Below are 14,121 nucleotides of genomic sequence, written 5' to 3'. Positions count from 1 at the left end.
GATCAGCGGGGGAAATGTGAATATTAGCGATGTTGCGAAAAAAACCGGTTTAACCAGCAAAGCGATACGCTTTTATGAAGAAAAGGGGTTAGTGACGCCGCCGCTGCGTAGCGAAAATGGCTATCGCACATACAACCAACAGCATCTGAATGAGCTTACGCTGTTACGACAGGCACGACAGGTTGGTTTTAACCTGGAAGAGTGCGGCGAGTTGGTGAACCTGTTTAACGATCCGGCACGTCACAGCGCAGATGTGAAAAAGCGTACGTTAGAAAAGGTGGCGGACATTGAGCGCCATATCAGCGAGCTGCAGGCTATGCGCTTGCATTTGTTGGCGCTGGCGGAGAGTTGCCCTGGCGATGACAGCGCTGAATGCCCGATTATTGATAATCTCTCCGGCTGCTGCCACCATAAAGCGAAGGCTTAACGGGGTGGCGGATTAAGCATAAACACCACAGTGCCGCGGTACCACGGTGATTTCTCAAGCTGCGCTTCAGCCTGCGGGTCCCGGCTACCGTTTTGTACCAGCCCCAGCTTAAATGGAATGCGCAGACGACTGAGGGCGGGCAGATACGCCTGATAATTCGGTACCGTGTGACGTCCCTGATAGCTCTGGACCACCAGTTCATCGACCGCCAGCGCGTTCAGCGTGGCGACGTCGCCCGTTTTTGCCCAATCCAGTAGTCCGGTTACGCCAAGTGCAAACTCGGTCGGTAGCCGTTGGCGTAACTGCTGCAGAAAGTGGGCGTAATCGGCAAGCTGATGGGTCGCCGCGTCAAAATCAACCTGCAGGCCGATGACGTGATTTCCGGCCGCCTGCCAGCGTTGCATCAAGCGTATGATGCGCGCCGGGATCTCCTCCGGTACGTCGAGTGTGGTAAAGCGCACGGTCAACCAGATAGAGGGGAAAGTCAGGCGATTAACCGGCAGTCCTAGACGCTGGAACACCACGTTACCTGAACGAACCAGGACTTCGCCCTGATGCAGATAGACTGTTTGTGCGTTTTTCAGCTCGTCACTGGCCTTCACTCCGGACCATAGCCAGAAGGCCGGATGTTCACGGGCGGCGACGATTTCCGCCGCCTGTGCCTGGCCGAGTAGCAGCGCAGTTACCAGTAGTATTTGAGTTTTTGCGCCCACGGACTTCCCGGATACTGCGTTTTCAGTTGGGTGAACCAGCCTTTACGCTGTAGTTTATCCACTTCCTCACCGCCGCACTCGTTAGAGCCTGACGGCGCATAGCACATGATGGCGCGATACAGCGCAAAGCTCTTATCTTCAACCTCTGCTTTTGGCGATGTGATCACCTGCTGGTAGTAGCTTTGCCTGTCGAACTGGCCGAACGGTTTCTTGCGCGAGATTGCTGATTCAAGCACATCGTTGCCGGAACTGTTTTTCCATAAATCAACGTGGGTTTGCGTAGTGCGGAAAAATTCGCCTAAGCAGTTCAGGGCGTGGGCATCATGCGCTTGTTTGCTCAGAACTGTTACCGTTTCATTGAGGCTGCGACAGGTATAACCGCTCTCGGCAGAGTCTCCGTTCCAGTCGAAAATACTCAGATTAACGTCATCAAACGCTTCGCCAATGACCGGCGGCGTAATGGCGTTGGCCAGTTTTCTGTCATTCAGCCAGTCGTCAAAGCGATGCTCAGTAAGATCCCGCACCAGCAGCGTATGCAGGGCGATGGTACGCTCTTCGTTATTAGGACCGTGGACGGCTTGCTGTCGCAGTAGTTCAGGCGTGGCCTGGGTTTTCAGCACCTGCGAGCGAAAGCGCAGGTTAGTTACTGCGCTTTCTGGGGCGAAAATTGCCGCCACGTCGCCGCTATAAACCAGCGTCGCGGCTAGCTTAGCCTGCACATACTGCTGCTGTTCATTGTCCTGGCTGAGCTTCAGCAATGTCTGCCAGAAATCACGTGCCGTGGTCCATTTCTGCTGGCCCATCAGCGCTTCGCCGTACAGCACCTGTTCGCTGAAGGCCAGCGTATCGTGGGCCGGAAGTTTCTGCGCTGGGGTAACTGCCGAAATAATCGCCGCGTAGTTGCCCATTGCCAGCCACAGATTCAGCTGCAGATCGCGCCATAGCGGCAGTTTTTGGCTCTGCTCAAACACCGGTTTGCTGGCGTCAAGCTGGGCCTGCGTCAGCGTTGGTTTGTTGTTGTTATTCAGGCGCAACGCGCGCAGCAGTTCGATATAGCTGACAAGCGGCGCATCGGGGAAAGCCTCCACCACGGACTGTTCGTAGAACGCCATGCCGTAGACATTATCGTATTCGATGACGATCTCACGCAGTTGCTGTGCGTCAGCCGATTGCTGAAGCGTCTGCTCATACAACCCCGCCAATTGCGGCCACGCCTGTAAATACCAGTTGATACGACGCAGCATACCGTGCGAGGAAGCGGCGTACAGGCCTTGCGGGTAGTGTTGCAGATAGGCTTGCGCCAGCGTCTGAGCCTGAGAAGCGTCCTCGCGGTTAATTTTTGTGATATCAAAATCGCCGTACTCGCCCACGCTGTTCTGGCTGCTTTTGTTCAACGCCGCACGTATCAGCATGTATTGCGCGGTCTCAGCCAGCCACGGACGATCGCTTTTGGCTAGCTGAGCGAAATCCTGTTCGGCGCTGGCATAATCACCGGCATAAAAACTGGCGGCCGCTGCCAGATAGCTTTTGTAGGACTGAGCTGGAGAATCTGCCGGGAGAGTGGCAAGCGATGACTCAATCTGTTCGCGGGTTGCCCCGGATAACAGTCCTGTGCGCGCCTGGGCCAGGGCCTGACGCTGATTTGCCGTTAACGTTGAGTCGGCCAGCAGTGCGGCAAAAAACGCGCTGACGCTCGCGGTATTGTTCGAAACATGACGGTTCTCAAGCTCAGCGTCGTTGACGTTTATTTCGTCTGCGCTAATGTTCAGTTCGGCTATCTGTCGGGACAGGGGGCTGTCTTCGGCAGATACCTGCGCTGCGGCTGGCTGCGGGGCAATGTCATCCCACTGCGGATGATACGCAAAATAGAAATCGCGGGAGCGGGTGATGTCCGCCGGCATCGACTGCACCGGCAGAGCAAATGATTTCTCCTGGCTCAGCAGCCGCAGCAGGTTATCACGGCTGTCGTTTTCCGGATTGAAGGTGGGCGTGCCTTTCAGCAGGCAGCTGTCGTCGCTCCATTTGCAGTCTTCCATATCGAAAGAGGCGAATACCTGCGGGGCGGCGACCAATAATGAGCAAAGGGCAAAGGCAAGGGGTGTCTTCCTGACCATAGTCTTATTTCCTGTCTTTTTAGTGTGATACCGCTGTAATAATCAGGGTAATTCCCTCAACGGCAATAACTTCAACCTGCGTTCCGGCGCTCAAATCGTCGCGGGCGCTGACGGGCCATGAGCTGTCGCCGACGCGCATGTGTCCGCGGCCATTGACCAGGGCGGTTTCCAGAATAAATCGACGGCCAACCAACTGCTGCCCGCGCTGGTTAAGATGGCTGTCGGCGGGTTTCTGATCTTGTACACGCCTTGCCAGCCACTTCCACCACAGCCAGGCCGCCAGCAGGGTGAGTACGGCGAACATCGCCCCCTGCCACGCCCAGTCAAGCGGGATGAGCCACACCACCAGGCCGGTAATCACCGCCGCCACGCCGCTCCACAGCAGATAGCCGTTACCGCCCAGCATCTCGGCGGCGAGTAGCAGACCGCCGAGGCTGAGCCAGAAGATGTGCGGGTGCACCAGAATCATCGCTATCATGATTTTTTCCGTTCGCTGGCGCTGTCTTTCACCAGTTCGGCTATCCCGGCAATGGACCCCATCAGGCTGCTGGCATCCAGCGGCATCATCACCACTTTGCTGTTATTCGACGAACCGATGTGCTGCAGCGCTTCGGTGTATTTCTGCGCCACGAAGTAGTTCACGGCCTGAATATCCCCGGCGGCAATTGCCTCCGAAACCATCTGCGTCGCGCGGGCCTCGGCTTCTGCGGAACGTTCACGCGCTTCAGCCTGTAAAAATGCCGACTGGCGTTCACCTTCCGCTTTGAGGATTTTCGACTGTTTCTCACCTTCGGCCTTGACGATTTCTGCCTGACGGATCCCTTCCGCTTCAAGAATATAGGCGCGCTTGGTTCGTTCGGCTTTCATCTGCGCGTTCATGGCGTCGATAAGTTCTGCTGGGGGACGCACATCGCGGATTTCAATACGGGTGATTTTGATGCCCCAGGGATTCGTGGCCTCGTCAACGATATGCAGCAGGCGCGTGTTAATGTTGTCGCGCTGGGAGAGCATTTCATCGAGTTCCATCGAGCCGAGAACGGTACGAATGTTGGTCATGGTCAGGTTGATGATCGCCAGTTCCAGGTTGCTGACCTCATAAGCCGCTTTTGGCGCGTCGATCACCTGAATAAAGCAGACGGCATCAATCGCGACGTTGGCGTTGTCTTTGGAGATGACTTCCTGAGAGGGGATATCAAGCACCTGTTCCATCATGTTGATCTTACGACCGATGCGGTCCATGAACGGTACAACAAGGCTTAAACCCGGTTGCAGGGTTTTGGTGTAACGGCCAAAACGCTCGACCGTCCACTGATATCCCTGCGGGACGATTTTGACGCCAGCACCGACGATGACCAGCGCGACAAAAATGAGAATAGGAATAAAAATGAGCATTGATGAAACCTCCTGTTGTGTTGTCCTTTACTGCCTCATTAGTCAAATTATACCCGATTTATCAGGGTGGGCTCCCCTATAATAAATTACAGGGATAGACTGTCTGCACGAAAGAGGTAAAAAAGGGATTGGTAATGGAAGAAAGCAGCATTCTGCTTCAGTTAAAAAATGTCGCATGGCAGGCAGGGGCGACGCAGGTTCTCAATAACATCTGTTTTAATCTCCGGGCCGGAGAATTTAAGCTGATTACCGGCCAGTCTGGTTGCGGTAAAAGTACGTTACTCAAGATAGTGGCGTCATTAATTAGCCCGACTGCCGGTGAAATTCTCTTTGAGGGCAAGGAGATAAACACTCTTAAGCCTGAAACATATCGCCAGCAGGTTTCTTATTGTGCGCAAACGCCCGCGTTGTTTGGTGACACCGTTTACGACAACCTCATTTTCCCCTGGCAAATCCGCGATAAACGTCCGGATCCGGATGTGTTTCTTGCCGATCTGGCCCGTTTTGAGCTACCCGAAACGATCCTCAAAAAAAACATCAATGAGCTGTCTGGCGGCGAAAAGCAACGCGTCTCGTTAATTCGTAATTTACAGTTTCTGCCAAAAATCCTGCTGCTTGATGAAATTACCAGCGCGCTGGATGAAGCCAATAAACGGAATGTGAACGAATTAATTCACCACTATGTTCGCGATAAGAATATTGCTGTGTTGTGGGTGACGCACGACAAAGATGAAATTAATCATGCGGATAATGTCATAACCCTTCAACCGCACGCCGGGGAAATGCAGGAAGTAAGCAATGAACGAGCATAATATTACCAATGAATCACTGGCGTTAGCGATGATGCTGGTGGTGGTCGCGATACTGATCAGCAACAAAGAAAAACTGGCGCTGGAAAAAGATATTCTCTGGAGCGTTTGCCGGGCGGTGGTTCAGCTTATTATCGTTGGCTATGTGCTGAAATATATTTTCGGCGTTAACCACAGCATTCTGACCTTATTGATGGTGCTATTTATCTGTTTCAACGCGGCCTATAACGCGCAAAAGCGCAGTAAATATATTGATAAAGCTTTTCTCTCGTCATTTATCGCCATCACGGCGGGGGCGGGGTTAACGCTGGCGGTGCTGGTTCTGTCAGGCTCTATCGAATTTACCCCAATGCAGGTGATCCCAATTTCCGGCATGATTGCAGGCAATGCGATGGTTGCGGTAGGGCTGTGTTACAACAATCTGGGGCAGCGGTTTAACAGCGAACAGCAGCAAATTCAGGAAAAACTCAGCCTCGGTGCGACGCCGAAAGTGGCCTCCGCGCCGCTGATTCGCGACAGTATTCGCGCTTCGCTGATCCCGACGATCGATTCAGCGAAGACCGTGGGACTGGTGAGTTTACCGGGGATGATGTCCGGGTTGATCTTTGCAGGTATTGATCCGGTAAAAGCGATTAAGTATCAGATTATGGTGACGTTTATGCTGCTTTCGACTGCCAGTCTGTCAACCATTATCGCCTGCTACCTGACCTATCGGAAGTTCTATAATTCACGTCACCAACTGGTGGTGACGCATTTGAAAAAAAACTAATGGAGTACCGGATGGCGCGGGCCTACGGGGAGATTGTAGGCCCGATTAGCGCAAGCGCCATCAGGCAAATGCAGCGGATTAGTACAACAGCGCGTACAGCTGGCGGCGGTATTTCGAGGCCAGCGCATCGCCGGTGCCCAGTGCGGCAAGGATCTCCTGGAAGGTTTTACGCGCCTGACCGTCGGCTGCAGTGAGATCTTTCTTCAGGTGACTGAACAGCAATTCCAGCGATTCTTCGTTACGTCCGACCTGGTGTAACTGAATGGCCAGTTGAGTTGCCAGCGCCGCATCCTGTGGATTGCTGGCGACCTGCTGCTGCAACTGTTGGATTTCAGGCGTATCAGCCGCCTGCTTCAGCAGTTCGATCTGTGCCACCAGGCCCTGATAACGGGTGTCCTGATCCTGCAACGGGATAGTTTTCAGTACCGCTTCGGCTTCGTCAGAACGGTTCAGGGCGATTTGCGTTTCCGCCAGCAGCAGGCCAATTTCGCTGCTCTGATTGGAGATCTGCCAGGCTTCTTTCAGCAGCGGCAGCGCATCAGCGTGATTGCCGGCTTCGATGAACTCGATCGCCTGGCGCGCTTTCAACTCTTCTTCGCTCGGTAACACTTTCTCCAGCAGCGCGCGAATAACCTCTTCCGGCTGCGGGCCCTGGAATCCATCTACCGGCTGACCGTTCTGGAACAGATAAACCGTGGGGATCGCGCGCAGACCAAACTGGGAGGCGATCATCTGCTCGGCGTCGCAGTCTAACTTGGCGAGAATAAACTGACCGTTGTACTGAGCAACAAGGCTCTCCAGTACCGGCGTTAATTGCAGACAATGCTGGCTGCGCTCAGACCAAAAATAGAACAGGACCGGCGTGGTCATCGACTGTTCAAGGGTCTGCTGGAGGTTCGATTCGTTAATGTTAACAATATTCTGTGTGGACATGGAGTTACTCTCTTTTGTCGATTTCTTGTTACATGGGGGCTGACGCGCGTGCTTCAACTCAACCGTGTAAAATTTTGTCCATTATGCGGCCTGGCAACAGGCGCTTCAGTAGCATAACTGCCCAGGTCACCAGCGTAACCGGATAACGCAGCTTTGGTTTGTCGCTCTCAAACGCATGACGCACTTTGGCGACAACCGCTTGTGGCCCCAGCGTAAAACGCGCGGCAATTCCGGGGTTTTCCACGGGAGCATCGCTCTGGGTCTGGTTGACGTTTTCGGTAAAGCGGGTGCGAATAGGGCCAGGCTCAATCAGGCTGACCTTAATCCCGCTGTGGCGCAGCTCCATACGCAGCGCGTCGGACCAGGCTTCCAGCGCATATTTGCTGGCGGCATAGGCCCCGCGCCCCGGCGTTGAGATCAATCCCATTACCGACGAGGTCATCACAATTCGTCCTTCGCCGTGGGGTAGCATGGCGGGTAACAGGCGCATGGTAAGCTGATGTGCGCCAAAGAAGTTGGCGGAAAACTGCTGTTCCATCTGCTCGCGGCTGATGGTGGGCAGTGGGCCATAGACGCCGTATCCGGCGTTGTTAAAGATCCCATACAAACGATTATCGGTCAGGGCGATCACCTCATCAGCCGCGCGATCTACGCTCTCGGGTGAATCCAGATCCAGCAATATGCCGGTGAATCCCATGCTGTTCATACGCGCCACATCGTCAGGTTTGCGACAGCCTGCCAGAATTTGAAAACCCTGGCGCTTTAGCTCAAGCGCGCTTTCCAGACCGATTCCGCTGGAACATCCTGTTATTAAGACCGATTTTTGCATAACTTTACCTGTCAGGATCTCCGTTGTTTTACGAGTCGTGATTTACTAGAGGAGTGAGATGTTGCGCCATCCAGTCGGCAATAAACGGCTGGGCGTCACGGTTAGGATGAATACCATCATCCTGCATCCACTGGGGTTTCAGATAAACCTCTTCCATAAAAAAGGGCAGCAGAGGTATATCAAACTCTTTGGCGAGTTTTGGATAAATCGCGCTAAAGCTTTCATTATAACGGCGACCGTAGTTTGCCGGCAGACGAATTTGCATCAGCAGCGGTTCGGCATTTGCTGCTTTCACATCCTGCAGAATCGTGCGCAGGGTTTGTTCGGTTTGCGCAGGCGCAAAACCGCGCAGACCGTCGTTGCCGCCAAGTTCGACCAGCACCCAGCGCGGCTGGTGCTGCTTCAGTAATGCAGGCAGACGGGCCAGACCCTGCTGCGAGGTGTCGCCGCTAATACTGGCATTCACCACCGGCGTTTTGGTTTGCCATTTATCATTAAGTAGCGCAGGCCACGCGGCGCTGGCGGACATACGGTATCCGGCGCTCAGGCTGTCACCCAGAATTAATAACGTGTCCGCTGCGGCGGCGCGGAAAGTTAACAGGACCAGGAACAGGAAAGGCCAATGCCAGCGGAAAACATTGTTGAAGTTCATCATCTTAAGAAATCCGTCGGTCAGGGTGATCATGAGCTATCCATCCTTACCGGAGTTGAACTGGTTGTCAAACGCGCCGAGACCATTGCGCTGATTGGCGAGTCGGGTTCAGGAAAATCCACACTGCTGGCGATCCTCGCCGGGCTGGACGATGGCACCAGCGGTGAAGTCAGCCTGGTGGGGCAGGCGCTGCACACCATGGATGAAGAAGCCCGGGCACAGCTGCGGGCGCGACACGTGGGTTTTGTCTTCCAGTCATTCATGTTAATTCCGACCCTAAACGCGCTGGAAAACGTCGAGTTGCCCGCGTTGTTGCGCGGCGAAAACAGCGGAAAAAGTCGCGACGGGGCAAAAACGTTGCTGGAGCAACTGGGGCTTGGAAAACGTCTTGATCATCTTCCGGCCCAGCTTTCCGGTGGGGAGCAGCAGCGCGTGGCGCTGGCGCGGGCGTTTAACGGTCGCCCTGACGTGCTGTTTGCCGATGAACCGACGGGCAATCTGGACCGCCAGACCGGAGACAAAATCGCCGACCTGCTGTTTTCTCTGAACCGGGAACATGGCACCACCCTGATTCTGGTGACCCATGATTCTCAACTGGCGGCGCGTTGCGATCGGCGTTTACGCCTGGTGAACGGACAGTTGCAGGAGGAGGCATGATTGCACGCTGGTTCTGGCGCGAATGGCGCTCGCCTTCATTACTGATTGTCTGGCTGGCGCTGAGCCTGGCCGTGGCCTGCGTGCTGGCTCTGGGCAATATCAGCGATCGTATGGAAAAAGGGCTGAGCCAGCAAAGCCGTGAGTTTATGGCGGGAGATCGGTCGCTACAAAGTTCGCGTACCGTGCCGAAAGCGTGGATTGACGAGGCGCGACAGCGTGGCCTGAAAGTGGGCGAACAGCTGACCTTTGCCACTATGACCTTTGCCCGGGATACGCCGCAGTTGGCGAACGTCAAAGCGGTGGATGATGTGTATCCGATGTATGGCACGTTGCAAACCAATCCGCCGGGACTGAAACCTCAGCCTGGCTCGGTGCTGCTGGCTCCGCGTCTGATGGCGTTGCTGAACTTAAAAATCGGTGATTCCATCGACGTGGGTGATGCCACGCTGCGCATCGCCGGGGAAGTGGTGCAGGAGCCGGACGCCGGTTTTAATCCGTTTCAGATAGCGCCGCGCCTGATGATGAACATGGCGGATGTCAAAAAAACGGCGGCGGTCCAGCCGGGGAGCCGTGTGACCTGGCGCTATAAATTTGGCGGGACACCGCAGCAACTGGAAGCCTATGAAAAATGGCTGCTCCCGCAGTTAAAGCCTGAACAGCGCTGGTATGGGCTGGAGCAGGATGAAGGGGCGCTGGGGAAATCACTGGAGCGTTCGCAACAGTTCCTGCTGCTGTCGGCGCTGCTAACGCTGCTGCTGGCGGTCGCTGCGGTTGCCGTGGCGATGAGCCATTACTGCCGCAGTCGTTACGATCTGGTGGCTATTCTGAAAACCCTTGGCGCGGGCAGAGCACAGTTGCGCAGGCTAATTGTTGGTCAATGGCTGATGGTGCTGGTGCTGTCTGGCGTGACCGGAGGGGTATTCGGGCTGTTGTTTGAACGCGTGCTGGTGGTATTACTTAAGCCGGTACTGCCCGGCGAACTGCCGCCTGCCAGTCCCTGGCCGTGGCTATGGGCATTAGGCACCATGACGGTCATTTCTCTGCTGGTGGGGTTACGCCCTTACCGTTTGCTGCTGGCGACTCAGCCACTGCGGGTACTGCGTCGTGACGTGGTGGCAAACGTCTGGCCGCTGAAGTTTTATTTGCCGGTGGTATTGATAGTCGTGATTGCCCTGCTCGCCGGACTGATGGGCGGAAGTCCGCTGCTGTGGGCCGTGCTGGCCGGAGCGGTAGTGCTGGCGCTTTTGTGCGGGGGGCTCGGCTGGATGCTGCTCAACGTGCTGCGTGGTCTGACGCTCACCTCGCTGCCGCTGCGTTTAGCGGTCAGTCGGCTGTTGCGCCAGCCGTGGTCAACGCTCAGTCAGCTGTCGGCATTTTCGCTTTCCTTTATGTTGCTGGCGCTGCTGCTGGTACTGCGTGGCGACCTGCTCGACCGCTGGCAGCAGCAAATGCCGCCGGAAAGCCCGAACTATTTTCTCATCAACATTGCCACCGAACAGGTGGTTCCACTCAAGGCTTTCCTGGCTGAGCATCAGGTGATCCCGGAATCGTTCTATCCGATTGTGCGGGCGCGTCTGACGGCGATCAATGAGAAGCCGACCGAAGGCAATCACGATGAGGCGCTGAACCGTGAGCTTAATCTGACCTGGCAGGATACCCGACCGGATCATAACCCGATCGTTGCCGGAAGCTGGCCGCCAAAAGCGGGCGAAGTCTCGATGGAAGAGGGGCTGGCGAAACGGCTGAACGTCAAGCTTGGCGATCGGGTGACCTTTATGGGCGATACCCAGGATTTCAGCGCCACGGTCAGCAGTCTGCGCAAAGTGGACTGGGAAAGCCTGCGCCCCAACTTCTTCTTTATCTTTCCCTCCGGCGCGCTGGACGCTCAGCCGCAAAGCTGGTTAACCAGCTTTCGCTGGGAGAACGGCAATGGCATGCTGACGCAGCTTAACCGCGAATTCCCGACTATCAGCCTGCTGGATATTGGCGCAATCCTCAAACAGGTGAGCCAGGTGCTGGAGCAGGTGAGCCGGGCACTGGAGGTGATGGTGGTACTGGTTACCGCTTGCGGTATGTTGCTGCTATTGGCGCAGGTCCAGGTCGGAATGCGTCAGCGTCATCAGGAACTGGTGGTCTGGCGCACGCTGGGCGCGGGTAAGAAGCTGCTGCGTACCACGCTATGGTGCGAGTTCGCCATGCTCGGGATGGTCGCCGGACTGGTGGCTGCCATCGGTGCGGAAACCGCACTGGCGGTGCTGCAAACCCGAGTGTTTGATTTTCCGTGGGAGCCAGACTGGCGACTGTGGGTCGTGTTGCCGCTTTGTGGGGCATTGTTGCTCTCGTTATGCGGCGGATGGCTCGGTTCACGTCTGCTAAAAGGCAAAGCGCTGTTCCGTCAATTCAGTAGTTAATTCATATTCGTGATGATTACGCACCGGTTTTTTAAATCGGTGCGTTTTTTATCTATGTAGCACAAATTGATAACTCATTGATATTTAACAGCACAGAACAATAAAAACCCGACAACACGAGTGTATTAATAAACGTTAATATTTGTATGCTGAATAATTGGCAGGCTATCTATCAAGGTACAAATAATGACTATAAAAAAAACGGCGCTGGCGGTATCGATCGGCGCAGCAGTGGCATTAACGACGTTCGCCTCCCAGGCGGAAATCACGGTCCTGAAACAAGATCCACAGGCGGGCAACCCGCTGAGCCGTCTTAACTTCACCGTCGGCGGGAGTATTCGTCCGCAGTTCCAGAATATGGCTGGTGACGATGGTAAGAATGGCTACAAGCGTAATGGCTTCGACGGTGGGACGCGTTTTCGCTTCGCCGCTGATTACTATCTGTTTGATGACATCAGCTGGGTGAGTTATTACGAGCTGGGCGTAAACTTCCCGGCAATGTTCAACTGGGATAATCACTATGCTAACGGCGCCAACGATACCACGCGTCGTATGTTGTACACCGGTCTGAAGAGCGCGACCTGGGGTACGCTGACCTTCGGTCAACAGAACAGCATTTACTATGATGTGGTTGGTGCGAAAACGGATATCTGGGACTACGACATGATCGGTCAGGCACCAGGTAACGGTATCAATGGCGACTATGACGGTTCCTATCGTACGCGTAAATCACTGAAGTATAAGAAAACGGTTGGCGATGTTGATCTCTACGCGTCTTATCTGTTCAGCGATGATTACAACCCGAACAACGGTCTGCGCTACAAGCGTAAAGGCGGTGGCTCGCTGGGTGTGGATTATCACATCACCGATGACCTGACCTGGGGTACGGCGTGGAACTACACCCGCGCGGAAATGCGTGGCGACACCAGCAAAACCTACGATCAAAACATCGTCGGTACCGCGCTGAGCTGGAAACCGGACAACTGGACCTTCTCGATGGGCGGCGGTTGGTATCAAAACTTCATGACCACCAAAAAAGTCTCCGTTAACGATTACTTTGCCGGTGATGCCTGGGGTCTGGAATACTTCGCGGGTTACACCTTCCCGGTTGGTCAGTATGCGCTGAAATCCGTTCAACCCTACGTTATGGGCGACCGTATTGAATACGTGAATGGTCGTAACTACCTGCGTACCGACAATGGTGTGGGTATCAGCTTCCAGCTGGACTACGGTTTCCGTGTGGATTACGAACACGTCTTCACCTCCAGCACCGACAATCTGGGTGATATGAACCTGGTTCGTCTGCGTTACGACTTCTAAGTCAATTTCCCTGCCAAAACCGGGTAACCAGAAGGTTATCCGGTTTTTTACTATCCTTTGCTGAAAAACACATTAGTACCTTCAACGTACATTCAACGACATATCCCGCAACATCATGAAATAATTTCAAGGACAGCAGGTTGTGATCTGTGTCATGTTAACAATCAGCCTGTTAACAGGCCAACAAGAACAACGCCGCAAGAACGGCGTGAGACATGACACCACAACGTTAAAATGGAGAAATTATGGGATTGCGTCAGAGTTTACGCGTCGCGACCGGAGCGCTGTTACTGGCCTGTGGATTACAACTTGCTCATGCGAACAGTGACCCGCATACCATCGTGTTTGGCGTCGCACCTGGTCCGTACGGCGATATGGTGAAACAGGCCATTGCCCCTACGCTGAAAGAGAAAGGCTATAAGGTAGTGGTGCGCGAATTCAGCGACTACGTGCAGCCGAACATGGCGCTTTCCAACGGCAGTATTGATGCCAACTTGTTCCAGCACTCGCTCTACTTTGACAAATTCACCGCTGATAAAGGACTGAAGCTGAGCAAGCTGATTGTGGTTCCGACGGCCGGGATGGGTTTTTACTCACATAAAATCAAAAGCCTGGATGAGTTAAAAAAAGGGGATGTGATCACGCTTTCCAATGATCCAACCAACCTGGCTCGCGGTCTGCGTTTCCTGCAGTCTATTGGCCTTATTACCATCAAAGACACTATCGATCCGACTAAAGCCTCTGAGCGCGATATCGCCAGCAACCCGAAAGGGCTGGTGTTTAAACCGCTGGAAGCGGCACAACTGCCGCGTACCCTGGACGGTGTGACCGGCGCGCTGGTCAACGGTAACTTTGCCGTGGCGGCGAAACTGGATCTCGCCAGTGCCATCAAGCAAGAGCATCTTGACGAAAATCTGAAAAATATCATAGCGGTACGCAGTGAAGATGCAGATAAACCGTTCGCGAAAGATATTGTGGCGGCGGTGAAATCTCCGGCGTATCGCGCGGTGATCGACGATCCGCAAAATATTTACAGCGCCTTCCAGAAACCGGAATGGATGTCGGCAGCCCAATAATCGCTGCGCACAAGGTTAA

Annotated in this window: 14 protein-coding genes; 7 read left to right on the top strand and 7 right to left on the bottom strand. The window is 54.4% G+C overall.

All coding sequences use genetic code 11. The features are described 5' to 3' along the window. The first annotated feature begins 16 nt into the window (after positions 1-16). On the top strand, positions 17-427 hold the full coding sequence (gene cueR / locus HV352_RS17590; RefSeq protein WP_029139441.1) for a Cu(I)-responsive transcriptional regulator: 411 nt from the start codon (positions 17-19) through the stop codon (positions 425-427). Here cueR and HV352_RS17585 read toward each other — a convergent pair. Genes HV352_RS17585 through HV352_RS17570 form a run of 4 tightly spaced genes read right to left on the bottom strand, consistent with a single transcriptional unit; the run spans position 424 to position 4,646 of the window. After that, entirely contained in the window at positions 424-1,140 is a 717-nt protein-coding gene (locus tag HV352_RS17585) for a DUF3142 domain-containing protein (protein WP_047416837.1), read from the bottom strand. The two genes, cueR and HV352_RS17585, sit on opposite strands and share 4 nt — an antisense overlap. Continuing rightward, positions 1,110-3,254: a hypothetical protein gene (locus tag HV352_RS17580; RefSeq protein ID WP_181634941.1), complete on the bottom strand. Its 2,145-nt coding sequence runs from the start codon at positions 3,252-3,254 to the stop codon at positions 1,110-1,112. The genes HV352_RS17585 and HV352_RS17580 overlap by 31 nt, the downstream gene beginning before the upstream one ends. Before the next feature lie 19 nt (positions 3,255-3,273). Then, positions 3,274-3,732, bottom strand: a complete 459-nt coding sequence (locus HV352_RS17575) for an NfeD family protein (protein WP_016152105.1) — start codon at positions 3,730-3,732, stop codon at positions 3,274-3,276. Continuing rightward, positions 3,729-4,646, bottom strand: a complete 918-nt coding sequence (locus HV352_RS17570) for an SPFH domain-containing protein (RefSeq protein ID WP_003021835.1) — start codon at positions 4,644-4,646, stop codon at positions 3,729-3,731. The genes HV352_RS17575 and HV352_RS17570 overlap by 4 nt, the downstream gene beginning before the upstream one ends. A gap of 134 nt (positions 4,647-4,780) precedes the next feature. Between HV352_RS17570 and fetA the strand changes: the two genes are divergently transcribed. Continuing rightward, complete coding sequence (gene fetA, locus HV352_RS17565; RefSeq protein WP_019076194.1) at positions 4,781-5,458, top strand: iron ABC transporter ATP-binding protein FetA; 678 nt, start codon at positions 4,781-4,783, stop codon at positions 5,456-5,458. Beyond that, positions 5,445-6,224 (top strand): iron export ABC transporter permease subunit FetB, encoded by a 780-nt coding sequence (gene fetB, locus HV352_RS17560; RefSeq protein WP_016155894.1) that lies wholly within the window; start codon positions 5,445-5,447, stop codon positions 6,222-6,224. The genes fetA and fetB overlap by 14 nt, the downstream gene beginning before the upstream one ends. Positions 6,225-6,302: 78 nt before the next feature. Here fetB and HV352_RS17555 read toward each other — a convergent pair whose 3' ends face one another. Genes HV352_RS17555 through tesA form a run of 3 tightly spaced genes read right to left on the bottom strand, consistent with a single transcriptional unit; the run spans position 6,303 to position 8,641 of the window. Next, positions 6,303-7,157 carry a co-chaperone YbbN gene (locus HV352_RS17555; protein WP_016152110.1) on the bottom strand — a complete coding sequence of 285 codons (855 nt, stop codon included), beginning with the start codon at positions 7,155-7,157 and terminating at the stop codon, positions 6,303-6,305. Positions 7,158-7,215: 58 nt separating this feature from the next. Next, positions 7,216-7,986, bottom strand: a complete 771-nt coding sequence (locus HV352_RS17550; protein WP_019076196.1) for an SDR family oxidoreductase — start codon at positions 7,984-7,986, stop codon at positions 7,216-7,218. A gap of 28 nt (positions 7,987-8,014) precedes the next feature. Then, positions 8,015-8,641 carry a multifunctional acyl-CoA thioesterase I/protease I/lysophospholipase L1 gene (gene tesA / locus HV352_RS17545; protein ID WP_085951033.1) on the bottom strand — a complete coding sequence of 209 codons (627 nt, stop codon included), beginning with the start codon at positions 8,639-8,641 and terminating at the stop codon, positions 8,015-8,017. On the opposite strand from tesA, the gene ybbA reads away from it, so the two are divergent. The 4 genes from ybbA to HV352_RS17525 all read left to right on the top strand — a co-directional run bounded on the left by ybbA (position 8,609) and on the right by HV352_RS17525 (position 14,102). Next, positions 8,609-9,295, top strand: a complete 687-nt coding sequence (gene ybbA / locus HV352_RS17540; protein WP_016152113.1) for a putative ABC transporter ATP-binding protein YbbA — start codon at positions 8,609-8,611, stop codon at positions 9,293-9,295. The two genes, tesA and ybbA, sit on opposite strands and share 33 nt — an antisense overlap. Further along, the gene (gene ybbP, locus HV352_RS17535; protein WP_181634940.1) at positions 9,292-11,706 is read left to right on the top strand and encodes a putative ABC transporter permease subunit YbbP; all 2,415 of its coding nucleotides are present in this window, start codon (positions 9,292-9,294) and stop codon (positions 11,704-11,706) included. The genes ybbA and ybbP overlap by 4 nt, the downstream gene beginning before the upstream one ends. Before the next feature lie 186 nt (positions 11,707-11,892). Next, entirely contained in the window at positions 11,893-13,026 is a 1,134-nt protein-coding gene (locus HV352_RS17530) for a porin (RefSeq protein WP_016152115.1), read from the top strand. A gap of 245 nt (positions 13,027-13,271) precedes the next feature. Beyond that, complete coding sequence (locus HV352_RS17525) at positions 13,272-14,102, top strand: MetQ/NlpA family ABC transporter substrate-binding protein (RefSeq protein ID WP_016152116.1); 831 nt, start codon at positions 13,272-13,274, stop codon at positions 14,100-14,102. Positions 14,103-14,121 lie beyond the last annotated feature (19 nt).

This window comes from Citrobacter sp. RHBSTW-01044, assembly GCF_013781945.1.
Lineage (GTDB): Bacteria > Pseudomonadota > Gammaproteobacteria > Enterobacterales > Enterobacteriaceae > Citrobacter > Citrobacter braakii.
Note: the sequence above shows the minus strand (reverse complement) of the source record. Positions and strands in the feature narration are given on the sequence as shown.

Excerpts from the sequence above, each read along its gene's own strand:
- HV352_RS17580 (WP_181634941.1), bottom strand. The coding sequence starts at position 3,254 with ATGGTCAGGAAGACACCCCTTGCCTTTGCCCTTTGCTCATTATTGGTC.
- HV352_RS17575 (WP_016152105.1), bottom strand. The coding sequence starts at position 3,732 with ATGATAGCGATGATTCTGGTGCACCCGCACATCTTCTGGCTCAGCCTC.
- HV352_RS17570 (WP_003021835.1), bottom strand. The coding sequence starts at position 4,646 with ATGCTCATTTTTATTCCTATTCTCATTTTTGTCGCGCTGGTCATCGTC.
- fetA (WP_019076194.1), top strand. The coding sequence starts at position 4,781 with ATGGAAGAAAGCAGCATTCTGCTTCAGTTAAAAAATGTCGCATGGCAG.
- fetB (WP_016155894.1), top strand. The coding sequence starts at position 5,445 with ATGAACGAGCATAATATTACCAATGAATCACTGGCGTTAGCGATGATG.
- HV352_RS17555 (WP_016152110.1), bottom strand. The coding sequence starts at position 7,157 with ATGTCCACACAGAATATTGTTAACATTAACGAATCGAACCTCCAGCAG.
- HV352_RS17550 (WP_019076196.1), bottom strand. The coding sequence starts at position 7,986 with ATGCAAAAATCGGTCTTAATAACAGGATGTTCCAGCGGAATCGGTCTG.
- ybbA (WP_016152113.1), top strand. The coding sequence starts at position 8,609 with ATGCCAGCGGAAAACATTGTTGAAGTTCATCATCTTAAGAAATCCGTC.
- tesA (WP_085951033.1), bottom strand. The coding sequence starts at position 8,641 with ATGATGAACTTCAACAATGTTTTCCGCTGGCATTGGCCTTTCCTGTTC.
- ybbP (WP_181634940.1), top strand. The coding sequence starts at position 9,292 with ATGATTGCACGCTGGTTCTGGCGCGAATGGCGCTCGCCTTCATTACTG.
- HV352_RS17530 (WP_016152115.1), top strand. The coding sequence starts at position 11,893 with ATGACTATAAAAAAAACGGCGCTGGCGGTATCGATCGGCGCAGCAGTG.
- HV352_RS17525 (WP_016152116.1), top strand. The coding sequence starts at position 13,272 with ATGGGATTGCGTCAGAGTTTACGCGTCGCGACCGGAGCGCTGTTACTG.